17 protein-coding genes are annotated in these 17368 nt (G+C 71.3%); 10 read left to right on the top strand and 7 right to left on the bottom strand.

The features are described 5' to 3' along the window. Positions 1 to 89: 89 nt before the first annotated feature. A complete protein-coding gene (locus ACGWYJ_RS37020; protein ID WP_395111253.1) occupies positions 90 to 1421 on the bottom strand; it encodes an MATE family efflux transporter in 1332 nt (443 codons plus the stop codon). A gap of 358 nt (positions 1422 to 1779) precedes the next feature. Here ACGWYJ_RS37020 and dnaB point away from each other — a divergent pair, with 358 nt between their 5' ends. Continuing rightward, on the top strand, positions 1780 to 4311 hold the full coding sequence (dnaB, locus tag ACGWYJ_RS37025; RefSeq protein ID WP_395111238.1) for a replicative DNA helicase: 2532 nt from the start codon (positions 1780 to 1782) through the stop codon (positions 4309 to 4311). Positions 4312 to 4545: 234 nt separating this feature from the next. Further along, positions 4546 to 5985 carry a rifampin monooxygenase gene (gene rox, locus ACGWYJ_RS37030; RefSeq protein ID WP_395111239.1) on the top strand — a complete coding sequence of 480 codons (1440 nt, stop codon included), beginning with the start codon at positions 4546 to 4548 and terminating at the stop codon, positions 5983 to 5985. Between the two features lie 188 nt (positions 5986 to 6173). On the opposite strand, the gene ACGWYJ_RS37035 is transcribed toward rox, so the two are convergent. Continuing rightward, positions 6174 to 6773: a TetR/AcrR family transcriptional regulator gene (locus ACGWYJ_RS37035; RefSeq protein WP_395111240.1), complete on the bottom strand. Its 600-nt coding sequence runs from the start codon at positions 6771 to 6773 to the stop codon at positions 6174 to 6176. Between the two features lie 68 nt (positions 6774 to 6841). On the opposite strand from ACGWYJ_RS37035, the gene ACGWYJ_RS37040 reads away from it, so the two are divergent. Next, on the top strand, positions 6842 to 7684 hold the full coding sequence (locus tag ACGWYJ_RS37040) for a class I SAM-dependent methyltransferase (protein ID WP_395111241.1): 843 nt from the start codon (positions 6842 to 6844) through the stop codon (positions 7682 to 7684). Here the strand turns inward: ACGWYJ_RS37040 and ACGWYJ_RS37045 are convergent. After that, the gene (locus ACGWYJ_RS37045) at positions 7681 to 8136 is read right to left on the bottom strand and encodes a MarR family winged helix-turn-helix transcriptional regulator (protein WP_395111242.1); all 456 of its coding nucleotides are present in this window, start codon (positions 8134 to 8136) and stop codon (positions 7681 to 7683) included. The genes ACGWYJ_RS37040 and ACGWYJ_RS37045 overlap by 4 nt on opposite strands. A 188-nt stretch (positions 8137 to 8324) precedes the next feature. Here ACGWYJ_RS37045 and ACGWYJ_RS37050 point away from each other — a divergent pair, with 188 nt between their 5' ends. Continuing rightward, positions 8325 to 8888 (top strand): dihydrofolate reductase family protein, encoded by a 564-nt coding sequence (locus ACGWYJ_RS37050; RefSeq protein ID WP_395111243.1) that lies wholly within the window; start codon positions 8325 to 8327, stop codon positions 8886 to 8888. Positions 8889 to 8891: 3 nt separating this feature from the next. Here ACGWYJ_RS37050 and ACGWYJ_RS37055 read toward each other — a convergent pair whose 3' ends face one another. Together ACGWYJ_RS37055 and ACGWYJ_RS37060 are read right to left on the bottom strand one after the other, a co-directional pair. After that, positions 8892 to 10037 (bottom strand): methyltransferase, encoded by a 1146-nt coding sequence (locus ACGWYJ_RS37055; protein WP_395111244.1) that lies wholly within the window; start codon positions 10035 to 10037, stop codon positions 8892 to 8894. Between the two features lie 32 nt (positions 10038 to 10069). Next, positions 10070 to 10435, bottom strand: coding sequence for a nuclear transport factor 2 family protein (locus tag ACGWYJ_RS37060; RefSeq protein ID WP_395111245.1), 366 nt, complete (start codon positions 10433 to 10435; stop codon positions 10070 to 10072). 151 nt (positions 10436 to 10586) lie between these two features. Between ACGWYJ_RS37060 and ACGWYJ_RS37065 the strand changes: the two genes are divergently transcribed. From ACGWYJ_RS37065 to dnaN, 3 genes are all read left to right on the top strand, one after another. Further along, positions 10587 to 12089, top strand: a complete 1503-nt coding sequence (locus tag ACGWYJ_RS37065; protein WP_395111246.1) for a DNA-3-methyladenine glycosylase 2 family protein — start codon at positions 10587 to 10589, stop codon at positions 12087 to 12089. 46 nt (positions 12090 to 12135) lie between these two features. Beyond that, on the top strand, positions 12136 to 12672 hold the full coding sequence (locus ACGWYJ_RS37070) for a methylated-DNA--[protein]-cysteine S-methyltransferase (RefSeq protein WP_395111247.1): 537 nt from the start codon (positions 12136 to 12138) through the stop codon (positions 12670 to 12672). Positions 12673 to 12750: 78 nt separating this feature from the next. Beyond that, positions 12751 to 13926, top strand: a complete 1176-nt coding sequence (gene dnaN, locus ACGWYJ_RS37075) for a DNA polymerase III subunit beta (protein WP_395111248.1) — start codon at positions 12751 to 12753, stop codon at positions 13924 to 13926. A gap of 24 nt (positions 13927 to 13950) precedes the next feature. On the opposite strand, the gene ACGWYJ_RS37080 is transcribed toward dnaN, so the two are convergent. Then, on the bottom strand, positions 13951 to 14478 hold the full coding sequence (locus tag ACGWYJ_RS37080; RefSeq protein WP_395111249.1) for a pyridoxamine 5'-phosphate oxidase family protein: 528 nt from the start codon (positions 14476 to 14478) through the stop codon (positions 13951 to 13953). Positions 14479 to 14580: 102 nt separating this feature from the next. Further along, the gene (locus ACGWYJ_RS37085) at positions 14581 to 15144 is read right to left on the bottom strand and encodes a helix-turn-helix domain-containing protein (RefSeq protein ID WP_285701258.1); all 564 of its coding nucleotides are present in this window, start codon (positions 15142 to 15144) and stop codon (positions 14581 to 14583) included. Positions 15145 to 15274: 130 nt separating this feature from the next. Here ACGWYJ_RS37085 and ACGWYJ_RS37090 point away from each other — a divergent pair, with 130 nt between their 5' ends. From ACGWYJ_RS37090 to ACGWYJ_RS37100, 3 genes are all read left to right on the top strand, one after another. Beyond that, positions 15275 to 15958 carry a B3/4 domain-containing protein gene (locus ACGWYJ_RS37090; RefSeq protein ID WP_395111250.1) on the top strand — a complete coding sequence of 228 codons (684 nt, stop codon included), beginning with the start codon at positions 15275 to 15277 and terminating at the stop codon, positions 15956 to 15958. Further along, positions 15952 to 16842, top strand: a complete 891-nt coding sequence (locus ACGWYJ_RS37095) for an EamA family transporter (RefSeq protein WP_395111251.1) — start codon at positions 15952 to 15954, stop codon at positions 16840 to 16842. Before ACGWYJ_RS37090 ends, ACGWYJ_RS37095 begins: the two co-directional genes overlap by 7 nt. 208 nt (positions 16843 to 17050) lie before the next feature. Beyond that, positions 17051 to 17368, top strand: a 318-nt coding sequence (locus ACGWYJ_RS37100) for a hypothetical protein (protein ID WP_395111252.1), incomplete at its 3' end; no start/stop codon positions are given.

A 17368-nucleotide genomic window follows, 5' to 3' on the forward strand; every position in this document is an offset into this window, starting at 1 on the left:
CGTCTTGAACAGGGCGCGGGCGACGCCGGTCGGGGGCATGGGGTGGCACTTCCTGGGCGCACGCGTACGCCACCTTGCGTGGTGTGCGGTCAGCGGGTGGCGCCGGTGACGAGCCAGGCTTCGCCGCGGGCGCGCAGCCCCAGGGTGACGAAGCGGGCGGCCATCCACACGCCGATGGCGAGCCACAGGCCGATGAGGCCGGCGCCGAGCTGGTAGGCGGCCAGGACGGGAGGCAGGAAGGCCACCGTCGAGATCAGCGAGGTGACCGCCAGATACGGGCCGTCGCCCGCGCCGATCAGTATCCCGTCCAGCACGAACACCACACCGGCGATCGGCTGGAGGAGCGCGACCACGACCAGCGAGGCGAGCAGCAGGCCGCGGACCCGATCGTCGGTCGTGAACAGGGCGGGCAGCCAGGGACGCACCACGAGGATCGCGACGCCGAAGAGCACCCCGCACACCACGCCCCAGAGGACCATCCGCCGGGTGGCCGAACGGGTCGCGGCGACGTCCTCGGCGCCCAGATGGCGGCCGGTGATGGCCTGGCCCGCGATCGCGATGGAGTCCAGGGCGAGCGCCAGCAGCGTCCAGACCTGGAAGCCGACCTGGTACGCGGCGATCTCCGCGTCCCCCATCCGCGCGGCGACCGACGTGCCGACGATCAGCACGACGCGCAGGGCCGCCGTCCGGACGAGCAGGTGGACTCCCGCGGACGCCGCCGCGCGCAGCCCCGGAAGGTCGGGACGCACCGGGGCGCCATGGCGGCGCGCCCCGCGCAGGACCATGATCACGTAGACGGCCGCGCTGAGGGTCTGCGCGATGACCGTCCCCCATGCCGAACCGGCGATGCCCCAGTCCAGGACGAGGACGAACACCACGTTCAGGATCAGGTTGCCGCCGAACCCGCCGATCGAGACCAGCAGCGGCGTGCGGGTGTCCTGGAGGCCGCGCAGCACTCCGGTGCCCGCCAGGACGACCAGCATCCCGGGAACGCCGAGCAGGCTGATCGCGAGGTAGGTGCGGGCGTACGGATCGACCACCGCCGAGGCGCCGAACAGGTCCACCAGCCACGGGACCAGCGGTCGGCATCCCACGGCCAGCACGACACCGATCGCCAGCGCCAGCCACATCCCGTCGATGCCCTGCCGGATCGCCGCACGCAGGTCACCGGCGCCGACCTGCCTGGCCACGCCGGCGGTCGTCCCGTACGCCAGGAACACGCACAGGTAGACGAGCAGGGACAGCGCCTGACCGGCCACACCGAGCCCGCCGAGCTGGGCGGTGCCGAGATGCCCGATGATCGCCGAGTCGGAGAGCAGGAACAGCGGCTCGGCGACGAGCGCGCCGAACGCGGGCACCGCGAGCCGGATGATCTCGCGGTCATGCGGGTTGACCCGCCGCCGCCATGCTGAGCCGACCATGACGATCTGCACGGTAGCAGCCTGTAAGGGATATAGGCGAAATGATCAATTACAATCCGCCTCTGCGGGAGGCCAGGGACGGTCGAGGTCGAAGTTTTTCTCGTTCACATGCGGTGGACGGGATCGCCGCAGGTCAGAGCGGCTGTGGCCGCAGGACGGGACGGTTGTCCCCAGGGTTTTCCCCAGCGTTGTGCACAACGAGTGCGGCGTGTCTGCACAGCGGCTCCACAGGCCGTCCACAGGGGTCTTTGCTTCGGGTGGCCGCGCGCCCCGAAAATGTCAGACGCACTTGAGATGAAGGATCCAGAACAGGACGCGCGGGGCTTCCGCTACAGCGGAAGCGCAGGGGGTGCCAGGGATGAGCGTGACCGAACTCGGCGCGCACGAGCCTGGGTTCGAGCGCACCCCACCGAACGACATCGCCGCCGAGCAGGGCGTGATCGGCGGGATGCTGCTCTCCCAGGACGCCATCGCCGAGGTCATCGAGGTGCTGCGTACCCAGGACTTCTACCGTCCCGCGCACCAGATCATCTTCGACACCATCCTGGAGCTGTACGGCCGCGGCGACCCGGCCGACGCCGTGACCATCGCCGGTGAGCTGACCAAGCGAGGCGAGATCGGGCGCATCGGCGGCGCCCCCTATCTGCACACCCTGATCTCGTCGGTGCCCACGGCCGCCAACGCCGGTTACTACGCCAAGATCGTGCGCGAGCGCGCGGTGCTGCGGAAGCTGGTGGAGACCGGAACGCGCATCGTGCAGATGGGGTACGCGGCCGATGGCGCCGACGCCGACGAGGTCCTCGACCGGGCCCAGGCCGAGGTCTTCGCGATCGCCGACAAGCGCACCGCCGAGGACTACGTCCCGCTCAGCGAGATCATGCCGGGGGCGCTGGACGAGATCGAGGCGATCGGCAGCCGCGGCGGCCAGATGGTCGGCGTCCCCACCGGCTTCGCCGACCTCGACGCCCTGACCAACGGCCTCCACCCAGGCCAGATGGTGGTGGTCGCGGCCAGGCCCGCGATGGGCAAGGCGGTCAGGTGCGACACGCCCCTGCCGACCCCGGACGGCTGGACGACGATGGGCGAGGTCGAGGTCGGCGACCTGCTGATCGGGGCGGACGGGAAACCCACCCGCGTCGTCGCCGCCACCGAGGTGATGGACGGGCGTCCCTGCTACGAGATCGAGTTTTCGGACGGCGAAGTGATCGTCGCCGACGCCGAGCACCAGTGGAGGACCACGACCAGCGCGGGACGTCAGGAGCACGGGCGGCCTCGGTTCGGACGCGGTAACGCGGGCCTTGCCGTGAGGGCGGTGGCCGGTGGGGGATCACCTCCCCGGATGCCTCATGCTCCGGTGCCGGCGGAGGCCGGCGTAGGAGCGGTCCTTCTGGCCGAGCAGGCGCGGCGTCCCAGGTACCGGGCTCACGTGGGCCCGGCCGACTGGCGTGGAAGGCCGCCGCACCGTGCCGGCTTCCCGCCACACCGGCCGATCAAGACCACCCGGGAGATCGCGGCCACCCTGCGTTGTGGCGGCGACGGCCGTTCCAACCACGCGGTCGAGCTGGCGGCGCCCTTCCAGCTCGCGGAGGCCGACCTGCCACTCGACCCCTACGTACTGGGAGCATGGCTCGTCGGCGGGCAACGCCGAGAGGGGGAAGCCGGCCATCTCGAAGATGACCACACTTCGCTCCAAGAACGGATCGAAGCCGCCGGGGTGTCGGCACCAGACCTCTCCGGTCTCAGCCGGACGATCAGAGAGCTGGGGCTGCTTGAGGGCAGGCGTATCCCACGCGAGTACCTGCGGGCCTCACGGGAGCAGCGGCGTGCGCTCCTGGCCGGAATGCTGGACCTCGACGGCCACGTCACCGAATCGGGCCAGGTGCGGCTGGCGTTCGACGATCGGCGGCTGGCCGAGGACGCGCGTGAGCTGATCCTGACCCTCGGACACCGGGCGACCATGACGATCGAGCCGGAGACGGGCCGCGGGGCTTCCGCGATCTACCGGATCGGCTTCGTTCCGGCCGAGCGGGTGTTCCGGTCACCGCGCAAGGCGGCCCGCCAGCGTGAACTCGTCCGTCCGGACGCGGGCGACCGGGTGCGGTACATCGTGGACGTGCGTCCAGTGGAGAGCGTGCCGGTGCGGTGCGTGCAGGTCGACAACGCCGATCACATGTATCTGGTGGGGCGGTCCTGCGTTCCGACGCACAACTCGACGCTGGCGCTGGACTTCGCGCGGGCCGCGTCCATCAAGCACGGCTTGACCTCGGCGTTCTTCAGCCTGGAGATGGGCCGCAACGAGATCACCATGCGGCTGCTGTCGGCCGAGTCCCGGGTGGCGCTGCACGCCATGCGTTCGGGCACCATGCAGGACGAGGACTGGACGCGGCTGGCGCGGCGGATGAGCGAGGTCGCCGAGGCGCCGCTGTTCATCGACGATTCGCCGAACATGTCGATGATGGAGATCCGGGCCAAGTGCCGTCGCCTCAAACAGCAGCACGACCTGCGCCTGGTCATCGTCGACTACCTGCAGCTGATGTCGTCCGGGAAGCGGGTGGAGAGCCGGCAGGTGGAGGTGTCGGAGTTCTCCCGTTCGCTCAAGCTGCTGGCCAAGGAGCTGGGTGTTCCCGTCGTCGCGCTCTCCCAGCTCAACCGGGGTCCCGAGCAGCGAACCGACAAGAAGCCCATGGTCTCGGACCTGCGCGAGTCCGGGTCCATCGAGCAGGACGCGGACATGGTGATCCTGCTGCATCGCGAGGACGCCTACGAGAAGGAGTCGCCGCGTGCCGGCGAGGCCGACCTGATCGTGGCCAAGCACCGTAACGGCCCGACCGCGACCGTGACGGTCGCCTTCCAGGGGCACTACAGCCGCTTCGTCGACATGGCGCAATGAACAGCCGGCCGCCGCCGTCCAGCACGTCAGGAGCCTTGAGGCGGCCGGGAAAAGGGTTGGACGGGACGATGTCCGGACTTGTAGCTTGCGGTGGACCGTGACACCGCCTGAGGAGGTGAGACCCATGAGCGCTGTATCGACGTGGGTGCTCCGCCTCCCCGTCACGGTCGGGCGATTGACGTAGGTGTCGCCGGGAGCGCCACGCCAACAAGGCACTCCCGAAAGGCAACACCAATGCGTTCTCTGACGTCCACCGACGTGATCATCGCCGGGTGCGGGCCGACCGGCGCGATGCTGGCCGCCGAGCTGCGGCTGCACGATGTGCGGGTGCTCGTTCTGGAGAAGGAGACCGAGCCCGTTTCGTTCACCCGCATCGTCGGTCTGCATGTTCGCAGTCTCGAACTGATGGCGATGCGCGGGCTGCTCGACCGCGTCGTCCAGCACGGAAGAAAGCGTCCAGCCAGCGGTTTCTTCGCCGCCATCGCCAAACCCATACCCCGGAACCTGGATTCCGCGCACGCCTACCTGGTGGGCATCCAGCAGCCGGTCATCGTCCAACTGCTCGAAGACCACGCGATCGAGCTGGGCGCGCAGGTCCGGCACGGCTGCGCGGTGGCGGGTTTCGAGCAGGACGACGAGGGAGTGACCGTCGAGCTGGCGGACGGCGAACGGTTGCGTTCGCGCTATCTCGTCGGCTGTGACGGCGCGCGCAGCACGGTGCGCAAACTGCTCGGCGTCGGCTTCCCCGGCGAACCCTCGCGCACCGAGACGCTGATGGGCGAGATGGAAGTGGGCGTGCCGCAGGAGGAGATCGCCGCCAAGGTCCGCGAGATCGGTGAGAACCACAGGCCGTTCTGGCTCAGGCCCTTCGGCGGCGGGATCTACAGCGTCGTCGTACCCGCCGCGGGAGTCGGAGATCGCTCGCAACCGCCCACCCTTGAGGAGTTCCAGCAGCGGTTGCGCGCCATCGCCGGAACCGATTTCGGCGTGCACTCCCCGCGCTGGACGTCCCGCTTCGGGGATGCCACCCGGCTGGCCGAACGCTATCGGGTCGGCCGGGTGCTGCTGGCCGGCGACGCCGCGCACATCCATCCGCCCGTCGGCGGGCAGGGGATCAACCTGGGCGTCCAGGACGCGTCCAACCTCGGCTGGAAACTGGCCGCGCGGATCCGCGGCTGGGCGCCGGAGCCACTGCTGGACACCTACCAGGCGGAACGCCGTCCGGTCGCCGAGGACGTGCTGGACAACACCCGCGCCCAGACGGAACTGCTGTCCCCCGAACCGGGTCCGCGGGCCGTGCGGAGGCTGCTCACCGAGCTGATGGACTTCGACGAGGTGAACCGCCATCTGATCGAGAAGGTCACCGCGATCGGCGTCCGGTACGACTTCGGCGACGGCCCCGACCTGCTGGGCCGCCGCCTGCGCGACATCGACCTGAGGCAGGGCCGCCTCTACGACCTGCTGCGTCACGGCCGCGGCCTCCTATTGGACCGCACCGGACACCTGACCGCCGACGGCTGGTCGGACCGGGTAGACCACGTCGCGGATCCAACCGCGGCACTGGACGTCCCGTGCGTCCTGCTCCGCCCCGACGGCCACGTGGCCTGGATAGGCGACGACCAGAAGGACTTGGACGGCCACCTGTCCCGCTGGTTCGGCGTGCCCGCCGACTGATCGGGACGCGGCGACCGACGCAAGCCGCCCGGCCCGCGTCGGTCCCAACCGCGGCCCTGGATGTTCCGTGCGTTCTGTTTCGCCCAGGCGGGCACGTGGTGCGGATCGGTGACGATCGGCGGGAGTTGGATGGCAGGCTGTCTCGCTGGGTTGGCGTGACTGTTGGCTGGTCCTGGGGCGGGGCTTGGTTAGGGGTGGGGGTCGCGGAGGTCGGTGAGGATGACCCTGGTCACGATCTTGTGGACGGTCTCGCCGTCGGGTGGGGTGCTGTCGCGGTCGGCGTACAGCAGGTGGACGGAGCCGATGAGCATGGCGGCGAGGGTGTCGACGTCGGCGTCGGTGGCGAGGCGGCCACGGTCGCGTTCCAGGGCGAGGTACTCGGCGATGAGGATCGCCGCCTCGGTCAGGACGGGGACGCCGACCGGCCAGGTCTCGCGCAGCCGGGCGCGCAGGCCGTCCCGTGAGGTGACGAGGGCGACGATCGCCACGGCGACCGACTCGAACAGGGCCGTGAGGGCCCTGGTGAGGTTGCCGGAGACGGTGCCGGTGCCGGCGGAGTCGCGCAGGGACGCGATCTGCTCGTCGAGGCGATGGACGCGGTCCAGCACGAACTCGGCGAGGAAGCCGTCGAAGTCGGTGAAGTGGCGGTGCAGGACGCCCTTGGCGCAGCCCGCCTCGGTGGTGACCGCCCTGCTGGTGAGGGCGCTCGGGCCGTCGCGTAAGAGGACGCGTTCGGCGGCGTCGAACAGTTGCCGGCGTACGTCGCGGAGGGCGATCCCAGTGGGCACCGTGCGTCCCTTCCTTGCGGTCTGCTGAAGGCATCGCCAAGTGGGCATTTGCCCACTATGGTGGGCGCATGCCCACTCTACAGCCGGATTCCTCCCGGTCTCCGCTGCCCGAAATCCACCGAGCCCGGGAGATGGCGGAGTCGTTCGGTGTGGACGCCGAACGCTACGACCGGACGCGCCCCCCGTACCCCGACGCCATGGTGGAACGGATCGCCGCCGCCATGCCCGGGACCGAGGTCCTGGACGTCGGTTGCGGCACCGGCATCGAGGCCCGGCAGTTCCAGGCGGCGGGCTGCACGGTGCTCGGTGTCGAACCGGACCCGCGCATGGCCGAGTTCGCGCGCCGCAGGGGACTGGACGTCGAGGTGGCCACCTTCGAGTCCTGGGACGCCGCAGGCCGCACGTTCGACGCGGTCATCGCCGGAACGGCCTGGCACTGGGTCGATCCGGTCGCGGGCGCGGTCAAGGCCGCGGAGGTGCTGCGTCCCCGTGGACGGCTGGCGGTGTTCTGGCACGTGTTCCAGCCTCCAAGGGCGCTGGAGGAGGCCTCCGCCGCCACCTTCAAGCGAGTGGTGCCCGACTCCCCGATCAACCTCCATGTGCGGGGCGCGGCCGGGGAGACCAGGTCGGCCTGGGAGCTCTACCAGCCGATCCTCACCAAGGCCGCCGACGGGATCCGCGGGACGGGCGCGTTCTCCGACCCGGAGCGGTGGCGGTTCGACTGGGAACGGGACTACACGCGGGACGAGTGGCTGGACCAGTTGCCCACGACCGGGGCGCTGACGAGGCTTCCGCCGGACAAGCTGGCGGAGGTCCTGGAGGGCGTCGGCGCCGCGATCGACGAGCTGGGCGGACGGTTCACGATGTCCTACACCACGGGCGTGGTCACGGCGGAGCGCGTGTCCCGTTAGCGGCGCTCGGCGTGGTAGTTCACGATCTTGGTGAGCAGCTCGGTCAGTTGCTCGCGTTCCGAGCCGGACAAGGGCGCGAGGAACTCGTCCTGGATCTCGTCCAGGACGGGGTCGATCCGCTTGAGGTGGTTCCGTCCCTCCTCGGTGAGCGTGATGATGTTCCGCCGACGGTCGGCGGGGTCGGGGGCGCGTTCGACCAGCTTCGCGGCGGTGAGCTCGTTCAGCGCGGCGACGACGTCGCTGCGGTCGATGCCCGTCCTGCGTCCCAGGGCGGCCTGGCTGGCGGGCCCGAACTCCGCCAGCGCGGCGAGCAGGCGGTAGTGGTAGCCGCGGGTGCCGGCGGCCGCCAGCCGTTCGGTGACCAGCCGGTGACCGTAGTTGGACGCCTGTCCGGCCAGCCAGGTCGGCGCGCGCTGGATGCGCGTGAGTTGGGAGCCCTCGCCCGTCGCCATGGGCGGAGTCTAGCAACTTGTTGGGATGACCCACGTTCCGCTCAGGGGCGGCTCGGGTCGTGAAGGCGCAGGTGGACGGCACGCGATGCCGGCCGGGGGAGCCGTAAACAATCCGTAAAGCGGCTCCGCCAGGATGGCGGGGACCGCTCGCTTCGGCTCTCACACCTGACATTCCGAGGGACATCAGCATGCGCAAGCTCAAGTTGCAGGTCCAGGTCACCGTCGACGGCTACATGGGTGGTCCGAACGGCGAGATGAACTGGATGAGCCACCCGTGGAGCGATGACCTGAGCGAGTACGTCGACGCGCTCGGCCGGTCGGTCGACACGATCGTGCTGGGACGCAAGCTGGCCGAGGGCTTCATCCCGGCGTGGGAGTCCGGGCCGGAGGGCGAGACCCAGGAGTCCATCGACTGGATGAACGACACGCCCAAGGTCGTGATCTCCAACTCCCTGAAGGAGTCGCCCTGGGCGAACGCCACCGTGGCCGGCGGCGATCTGGCGGACACCGTGAACACGCTCAAGTCGCGGGACGGCGGGGACCTGATCGTGTACGGGGGCGGCACGCTCGTGCGCGACCTGATCGCCGGGGAGCTGATCGACGATCTTCACCTGTTCGTCAACCCGGCCGCGATCGGCTCGGGGCTGCCGGTGTTCCCCGGCCTCGGCACCCCGCAGCGGTTCCGGTTCGTGGCCTCCACCTCGTTCGAGTGCGGGATCACCGCCCTTCACCTCCAGCCCGAGCGCTCTTGAGCCTCATGGTGTGGAGGGGATGAGGCGCCACAGGGAGGTCACCTCGGCCGCCCGTGCGGCGTGCAGACGGTCGGTGGTGTCGGACGCTCGCGGATGCCGGGGCTTGGCGTCCAGGCGTCCCGCCACCTCCAGGCCCGCGGCCTCGAAGCGGGCGAGCAGGTCGGAGCGGGTCCGGAGCCCCAGATGCTCGGCGAGGTCGGAAAGGATCAGCCACCCCTCTCCGTCCGGGGCGAGGTGGCGGGCGAGCCCGTCCAGGAAGGCGCGCAGCATGCGGCCGTCCGGGTCGTACACGGAGTGCTCAAGGGGCGAACTGGGGCGGGCGGGGATCCACGGAGGATTGCACACCACCAGCGACGCCGGTGGATCCCGGGGCGGTGGCCACAGGTCGGCCTCTACTACCTGTACTTGGTCCGATAGCCCCAGACGGCTGAGGTTCTCCCGGGCGCAGGCAAGCGCGCGCGGGTCGTGGTCGGTGGCGACGATGCGCTCAACGCCGCGCTTGGCGAGGACGGCGCTCAGTACACCCGTCCCAGTCCCGATGTCGTACGCCAGCGCGCGTCCGGTGGCAACCGGGGCCTGAGCGACCAGGTCGATGTACTCGCCGCGTACCGGGGAGAAGACTCCGTAGTGCGGATGGATGCGGTCGCCTCCGAGGGCGGGGATCTCGACCCCCTTCACACGCCATTCGTGTGCGCCGATGACCCCTAGCAACTCGCGCAAGGACACCACATACGGCTCATCGGCCTCCCCGTACGCCTCGACGCACGCCTGCCTTACATCGGGTGCGCGCCGCAGTGGGATGACATGGCCCGGCTCCACCGGAATCAGCAGCATGCCTAGCGTGCGGGCTCGCTGGCCCTGCGCAAGGCGGTGGAGATGGAACTGCTGTGCGGGCAGTGGGTCGCCTGCGGCCTTAGCCCGTCTGCGTTGCGCGCGCTTGGGCGGCCGGTCAGCTCGCCGCCTCATCGCGTTGAGGAGCTGGCGGGCGTTCTGGAAGTCGCCGCGCCACAGCAGCCCCGTTCCCTCGCAGGCCATTCGGTACGCGTCGTCGGCCTTCGTCCGGTCGTCCGCTGTGACGACGCGGCGGGGCGGGGCGGCGTGGCTCTCAGACCGCCAGCGAAACCCGCTCAGCTCGCTGGGCAGCCCCATGCCGGCAGCCTATCCGTACGGCGGTTCGCCGGTCAGGCGGCCGGGACCTTGTCCAGGAAACCGTGGACCTTGGCGATGCGCCCGTCGCCGGACAGGACGGCGACGTCGAAGCCGACCACCGTGGCCTCGCCGCCCTCCGGGCCGAGTTCCCAGGTGAAACGGGCGAGGTCGTGGTGGGCGTCCACCTCGCCACCGGGCCGGAACGCGAAGCCGGGGAACTGCTGCTGCACCGCGCCGACCATGGCGTCGATCGCCTCGCGCCCCTCTACGGCCGCGAGCGGGTCGGTGTAGGTGGCGTCCTCGGTGAAGAGGTCGTCGACGGCGGCGCGCCGGGCCGCCGCGTCCCGCTCGTTCCAGATCGCCAGGTATCGTTCGACCAGGTGCTGCACGTCGCTCACCGTGGGTCCCTCCGTAGGTGTCCGTGGGCACCACGCTTCCAAGCCGGGGCGGGAAGATCGATTACCTGAGGGGTCATCACCCGGCGGGCATCACCAGGTTCATGTCGGATTCTCGCTAGTGAAACCCGATGACCTCGGCGATGCTGAACCCATGCATGAGGACGTGGAGCGGTGCGTACGAGCGGTGCAGTCCAAGGACGCCCGCTTCGACGGTTGGTTCTACACCGGGGTCGTCACGACGGGAATCTACTGCCGGCCAAGCTGCCCCGCCGTACCGCCCAAGCCCGAGAACATGCGCTTCTACCCCAGCGCCGCGGCGGCCCAGCAGGCCGGGTTCCGGGCGTGCAAACGGTGCCGTCCCGACGCCAGCCCCGGCTCCCCCGAGTGGAACCACCGGGCCGACGTCGTGGCCCGCGCCATGCGGCTGATCGCCGAGGGGGTGGTGGACCGTGAGGGCGTGCCCGGCCTGGCCGCGCGCCTCGGCTACAGCACCCGGCAGATCGAACGGCAGCTCAGCGCGGAGCTGGGCGCCGGGCCGCTGGCCCTCGCCCGCGCCCAGCGCGCCCAGACCGCCCGGCTGCTGATCGAGACCAGCGCGCTGCCGATGAGCGAGGTCGCGTTCGCGGCGGGGTTCGCCAGCATCCGCGCGTTCAACGACACCGTCCGGGAGGTCTTCGCGCTCACCCCCACCGAGCTGCGCGACCGCGTCGCCAAGGGGCGTCCTCCGGCCGGTTCCGGGACGCTGTCGCTGCGGCTGCCGTTCCGCGCCCCGCTGTGTCCCGACAACCTCTTCGGGCACCTGGCGGCCACGGCCGTGCCGGGCGTCGAGGAGTGGCGGGACGGCGCGTACCGGCGGACGATGCGCCTCCCCCACGGGCACGCCGTGGTCGCGCTGTGCCCTCACCCCGATCATGTCGCGTGCGCGCTCACCCTCACCGACCTGCGGGATCTCACCACCGCGATCAGCCGCTGCCGCCGGCTGCTGGATCTGGACGCCGACCCGACGGCCGTGGACGACCTGCTCCGCGCCGATCCCGTCCTGGCGCCGCTGGTGGACAAGGCGCCGGGACGCCGCGTCCCCCGTACCGTCGACCCGGCCGAGTTCGCGGTACGGGCGGTGCTGGGCCAGCAGGTGTCCACGGCGGCGGCCCGCACGCACGCCGCCCGCCTGGTGGTCGCGCACGGGGAACCGGTCACCGATCCCGGCACCGGCCTCGCCGCGCCAGATCACGGGCACGGTGGGCTGACCCACCTGTTCCCCACGGCGGCGGCGCTCGCGGAAACGGACCCGCTGACGCTGGCGTTCCCGCGGACCCGCCGTGCCACGTTCGCCGCCCTCGCGACCGCGCTGGCCGCGGGCGAGATCGACCTCGGCGCGGGCGGTGACTGGGACGAGGCGAGGGCCAAGCTCGGCGCCCTCCCAGGGATCGGGCCCTGGACGATCGAGACGATCGCCATGCGCGCCCTGGGCGACCCGGACGCCTTCGTCCCGACCGACCTGGGCGTCCGGGCGGCGGCCCACGAGCTCGGCCTGCCGTCCACCCCCGCGGCGCTCACCCGCCGCGCCGCCGCGTGGCGTCCCTGGCGGGCGTACGCGGTGCAGTACCTGTGGGCGACCGGTGACCACGCCATCAACCGGCTGCCCGCCGCCTGACCAATCCAGTGGACTCGGGAACATCCCGAGCCCCGAAAGGGAGATCATGACGATCGACACGGTGAACGGGGAGCGGACTCACACCGTCCTCGACAGCCCCCTCGGGCCGCTCACGGCGGTCGCCGTCGACGGCGTCCTCTGCGGCCTCTACATGGAGCCGCAACGCCACCGCCCCCCGCAGGAGATCTTCGGAAAGCCCGTGGAGGACCCGTTCGCCGCGCCGTTCGGCGCGGTGGCGGAGCAGCTCAAGGCTTACTTCGACGGCGAACTGACCCAGTTCGACCTGCCGTACGTCCTGCTCGGCAGGCCGTTCCAGATGCGGGTCTGGTCGGCGCTGCGCAGGATCCCGTACGGGGAGACCGTCTCGTACGGGGAACTCGCGCAGGAGATCGGAAGCCCCAACGCGTCCCGCGCCGTCGGCATGGCCAACGGCCGCAACCCCATCAGTGTGATCATCCCGTGCCATCGGGTCGTCGGCTCCAGCGGAGACCTGACCGGCTACGGCGGCGGCCTGGAACGCAAGCGGTACCTGCTCGACTTCGAGCGCCGCGTCAAGACCGGCGCCACCGCCCCCCTCTTCTGATCGCCGGGTCGTTCTGTCGGCGGGGGTGGTTAGTGTGCGAAGCGCGCGATCCTCGCCGGCCGAAGGGGGCACGACACGATGCGGTTCAGGGTCGAACGGCAGCCGCTCGCGGACGCGGTCGCCTGGGCGGCGCGCACCCTGCCCGCGCGTCCGGCGCTGCCGGTGCTGGCGGGAATGCTCGTCGAGGTGACCGGCGAGGGCCGGCTGAGGTTCGCGGCGTTCGACTACGAGGTGTCGGCCGAGGCCACGGTCACGGCCGACGACGGTGCCGTCGCCGTGGCCGAGCCGGGGCGGGTGCTGGTGTCGGGACGGCTGCTCGCGGAGATCGTACGGAACCTTCCGCCGCACCCCGTCGACGTGCTGCTCGAAGGCGGCGAGGTCGTGGTGACCTGCGGCAGCGCGGAGTTCGGCCTGCTCCCGCTGCCCGTCGAGGACTACCCCACGCTGCCCGACCCGCCCGGCTCCGCCGGAACGGTCCCGGCGGCCGTGTTCGCCGCGGCCGTCGCCCAGGTGACCCCGGCCGCCGGACGCGACGAGACCCTGCCGATGCTGACCGGCGTGCGCGTCGACATCGACGGCCCCACGATGCGGCTGGCCTGCACGGACCGCTACCGGATCGCCGTCCGCGAGCTGACCTGGAGCCCCGTCGGGGACGGCTTCGCCACCGGAGTGGTCGTGCCCGCCCGCACCCTGGCCGACACGGCGAAGGCGATCAGGCCGGGCGCCGAGGTCTCGCTCGGCCTCTCCGGCACGGGCGGCACCCTGATCGGCATCTCCGGCGGCGGCCGCAGCATGACCGCCCGGCTGCTGGACGACCAGTTCATCGACTACCGGTCCCGGTTCGCCGGCGCGTGGACCTCCACGGCCCGTGTCCGCACCGCCCCGTTCGTCGAGGCCATCAAGCGGGTCGCGCTGGTGACCGAACGCAACACACCGGTCCGGCTGGCCTTCGCGTCCGGCGAGGTCCGCATCCGGGGCGCCTCGGGCGACTCCGCCCGCGCCAACGAGAGCCTGCCCGCGGCCCTGGACGGCGACGAGATCGACATCGCCTTCAGCCCGCAGTACCTGCTGGACGGCCTCACCGGCGTGGACACCGAGGTCGCCCGGCTCCAATGCGCCGGCCCCACCAGGGCCGCCCTTCTCACCGCCGTTCCGGACCGCGAGGACGGAGACGGCGAGGGCACCGACCTGGGCGATCCCGGAGGAGACACCGGCTTCCGCTACCTGGTGATGCCCGTCCGCCTCACGTCGTGACCGTCCGCCGGGCACTCCGCCTCGTCACTCCTGGGCGAAGTCCCATTTCGTCGCGCCGTAGGGTTCGGCGGTGGCCACGCCGATCGCCTTGTGGATGGTGAAGAGGTGGAGATGCCACGGCGCCGGCCCGGCGCTCGGGGCGCTGAAGGGGGCGGTCAGGGCCTCGCCGTTCGACTCGGCGGGCCAGCCGCCCTGACGGTAGAGGGCCGCCACCTCGTCCAGTTCCTTCTCGTCGGTGACCCGGTGGGCTTCGCCTTCCAGGACGAGGTCGATGCCGGCCAGACGTCCCGAGACCGTGCAGTACGGGCTGGACGCCAGGTTGCGGGACTTGAGCGTTCCCGGACCGCTGCAGAAGTAGAGGCGGCCCTCGTTCCAGACGGCCCCGATGCCCGCGGCCCGGGGACGTCCGTCCGGGCCGGTCGTTCCCAGGATCAGGAGCGTGTCACGGGACGGAAGCCCGGCCGCCAATGCGTCGAGCGCCCGGCTCCACAGCAGCGGCGCGCATCCGTAGATGTCGAGATTGGTGGTCTTGGTGGGTTCGATGCCGGCCATGCCACTCCTTCCCGCCGACGCTCTGTGCGCCGGTCTCGGAGTAGGGACCGGCGTGCGGGGCCGAATTCATCGCCGACGGCGGTATGTGCCTGGATCCGGCCGTCACAGGTCCAGGACGGCGAGGATGAAGCGCAGGTCGGTGCGTCCGTCGTTGCCGTAGGAGTGCGGGCGGTCGCCTACGAAGACCGCCGCCGTCCCGGCCTCGATGAGGTCCCTGCGGCCGTCCACCGTCAGGGTGAGCGTTCCCTCTTCGACGTACACGATCTCCTTGGTCCCGGGTACGTGCGCGTCGCTCTCGTTGACCTCTCCGGGTCGCAGTTCCCAGCGCCAGAGTTCCAGGGACGGCCGCGGGTCGCTGCCGCCCAAAAGCGTGCCGGTGCCTCCGGACGAGCCATGCCACAGCACGACATGCCGCTCGGGCGGGAAGACGCGCACCGGCGGTTGCTCCTCCACCTGGACGAGGCGGGTCAGCGGGACGCCGAGCGCGTCCGAGATCCGGATGAGCGTGGCGAGGTTGGGGTTGCCGCGGCCCTGTTCGAGGCCGACCAGCACGCCCTTGCTCACCCCGGCCCGTCCGGCGAGCTCGTCCAGGCTCCACCCGTGCCCGGCCCGCAGCGCACGCACGGCCCTGGCCACGGCCTCGCCGATGGCTGCCTGATCGCTCACGCTTCCCTCCCCCGGACACCTTAGAACCCGCGCGCCGGTGGACAGGCGCGGTCGTTATGATGGTATCAATGGTTCACTAAAATGACCGCGCGTCGAGGGACGCCGAGAAACGCCGTGGAAGGGATCCGGGATGTTGGAGCGGATCGTCATCGCCGACGCCGTACGGGAGCTGCGCCCGGACGTCGCCGTGCTCGCCATGACCGCCGAGGGCCTGGACAACGGGCCGAGCGACGACCGGACCCGCGAGTGGCTGTCGGAGGCGGCCCGGACCTCGAAGGCGTCCGAGGCCGAGGCGGACCCGCATCTCGACGCCTGGCGCGACGCGTACCGAGCCTTCGGATCCAAACCGCAGCGTACCCGGCCGTCCGTGGACGCCCTGCTGCGCCGCGTGGACGCCCTGCCCGCCATCAACAAGGTGGTGGACGCCTACAACGCGGTCAGCGTCCAGTACGTCCTGCCGGTCGGCGGCGAGGACCTGGACGCCTACCAGGGCGCGGCCAGGCTCGTCCGCGCGACGGGGGACGAGCCGTTCGACACCGTGGCGGGCGGCGAGGCGGCCGTCGACCACCCCGACGCCGGGGAGGTCGTGTGGCGGGACGACGCCGGGGTGACCTGCCGCCGCTGGAACTGGCGGCAGTGCGTCCGCACCCGCATCACCGAGTCGACCACCAACGCCCTCTTCCTGCTCGAACGGCTCGCCCCGTACCCGCTGGAGCGCCTCCAGGAGGCGGGAGACGACCTGGCCGCGCGGCTGCGCGCCATCAGCCCGGACGTGCGGATCTCCATCCGGTTGATCGGTGAGGCCCCATGGTGACGCTCCTCGCGCTGGGGGCCGCCCTCGCGTACGGCGCGGCGGATTTCCTCGGCGGCGCGGTGGCCCGCAAGTCCACCGCGCTCAAGGCGCTGGCCTGGTGCGTGCCGGTGGGCCTCGCGGTGGTGCTGACGTCGGCCGTGCTCGTCGGGGGCCGCTTCACCGGGGACTCCCTCGCCTGGGGGTTCGGCGGCGGCGTCGCGGGCGGCACCGGCCTGGTCACCTTCTACCGCGCGCTGGCCCGGGGGCCGATGAGCGTGGTCGCCCCGATCTCCGCGCTCGCCTCGTCCGTCCTGCCGGTCGCCGTAGGGGCGCTGCGCGGCGAACGCCTCGACTCCACCGTCCTCGCCGGCGTGCTCCTGTGCCTGGTGGCCATCGGCCTGGTCAGCATGGAGAACAACGATCCGGGCGCGCATGCGTCGCGCGACGCCGGCCAGGGAAGGTGGCCCCGATGGCTGGACAGCGGCCCGCTGATGGCCGGTGTGTCCGGGGCCTGCTTCGGGGTGTTCTTCATCATGCTGAAGGCGGCAGGTGACGGCGGCGGGCTCTGGCCTCTGGTCGCCGCCCGCATCGGAACCCTGCTCGTGATCGGCGTGGCGATGCTCGCCGTCCTCCGCCTGCGCGGACGCGACACGGCCCCGCCCGTGCGAGGACGCCTGCTCGTCGGCCTGGCGTTACTGTCCGGAACCCTGGACGCGGGCGCGAACGTGCTGTACTTCGTCGCCGCCCAGCAGGGACTGCTCAGCCTCGCGGCCGTCCTGACCTCGCTGTACCCGGCCATCACGGTCCTGCTGGCCAGAATCGCCTACAGCGAGCGCCTGCGCGCCGTCCAACGCCTGGGCCTCGCCGTCGCGGTGGCAGGCGTGGCCCTGGTCACCATCGGCTGACCCCGCCCCCAAAAGGCGCGCCAACCAAGCGCTGCACCGCCAGGCCGAACTGCTCGACCACTACACCAGGCCCGGCGGCGCGGGAGGGCCGGTCGCCACGGTCATCTGGGACACCGACCGCCATCTGAGCCTCGGCGACGAGCTGCGCGCCCTGCGCAACGTCGCGGTCGGGGACCCGGCACTGCTGCCCTCGCCCGGAGCGTTCAGCATGCTCGCGCCGGTCGCCGACGCGCTGCTGGGCGAGGCCGACCCCGAACGCCTGGCCACCCAACCGCGGACACTGCCGCTGGCCTACGTCAAAGTACAGATCGCACCCGCGATCGTCTTTCGGGTGAGCGCCCAGTTGTTGAGCCAGGGCGCACTGTCACACGTCGCGGCGGCATCGCTCCAGGTGGCGCCGGCGGATGAGATCGACGATCGTGCGCCATCGCGGCCTGGGAGAGCGCGTGCAGGTACCGCCCCGCTCAGGTCCGCACCATCACGCTTTCAGTCGCGGAGTTCGAACGCCCAGTCTCCGGGGCTTCCA

Source organism: Actinomadura sp. SCN-SB (assembly GCF_043906805.1).
In the GTDB taxonomy this organism is placed as follows: Bacteria; Actinomycetota; Actinomycetes; order Streptosporangiales; family Streptosporangiaceae; genus Spirillospora.

Bases quoted from the DNA above. Each gene is read 5' to 3' on its own strand.
- ACGWYJ_RS37020 (WP_395111253.1), bottom strand. From the start codon at position 1,421: ATGGTCGGCTCAGCATGGCGGCGGCGGGTCAACCCGCATGACCGCGAG.
- dnaB (WP_395111238.1), top strand. From the start codon at position 1,780: ATGAGCGTGACCGAACTCGGCGCGCACGAGCCTGGGTTCGAGCGCACC.
- rox (WP_395111239.1), top strand. From the start codon at position 4,546: ATGCGTTCTCTGACGTCCACCGACGTGATCATCGCCGGGTGCGGGCCG.
- ACGWYJ_RS37040 (WP_395111241.1), top strand. From the start codon at position 6,842: ATGCCCACTCTACAGCCGGATTCCTCCCGGTCTCCGCTGCCCGAAATC.
- ACGWYJ_RS37045 (WP_395111242.1), bottom strand. From the start codon at position 8,136: ATGGCGACGGGCGAGGGCTCCCAACTCACGCGCATCCAGCGCGCGCCG.
- ACGWYJ_RS37050 (WP_395111243.1), top strand. From the start codon at position 8,325: ATGCGCAAGCTCAAGTTGCAGGTCCAGGTCACCGTCGACGGCTACATG.
- ACGWYJ_RS37055 (WP_395111244.1), bottom strand. From the start codon at position 10,037: ATGGGGCTGCCCAGCGAGCTGAGCGGGTTTCGCTGGCGGTCTGAGAGC.
- ACGWYJ_RS37065 (WP_395111246.1), top strand. From the start codon at position 10,587: ATGCATGAGGACGTGGAGCGGTGCGTACGAGCGGTGCAGTCCAAGGAC.
- ACGWYJ_RS37070 (WP_395111247.1), top strand. From the start codon at position 12,136: ATGACGATCGACACGGTGAACGGGGAGCGGACTCACACCGTCCTCGAC.
- dnaN (WP_395111248.1), top strand. From the start codon at position 12,751: ATGCGGTTCAGGGTCGAACGGCAGCCGCTCGCGGACGCGGTCGCCTGG.
- ACGWYJ_RS37080 (WP_395111249.1), bottom strand. From the start codon at position 14,478: ATGGCCGGCATCGAACCCACCAAGACCACCAATCTCGACATCTACGGA.
- ACGWYJ_RS37090 (WP_395111250.1), top strand. From the start codon at position 15,275: ATGTTGGAGCGGATCGTCATCGCCGACGCCGTACGGGAGCTGCGCCCG.
- ACGWYJ_RS37095 (WP_395111251.1), top strand. From the start codon at position 15,952: ATGGTGACGCTCCTCGCGCTGGGGGCCGCCCTCGCGTACGGCGCGGCG.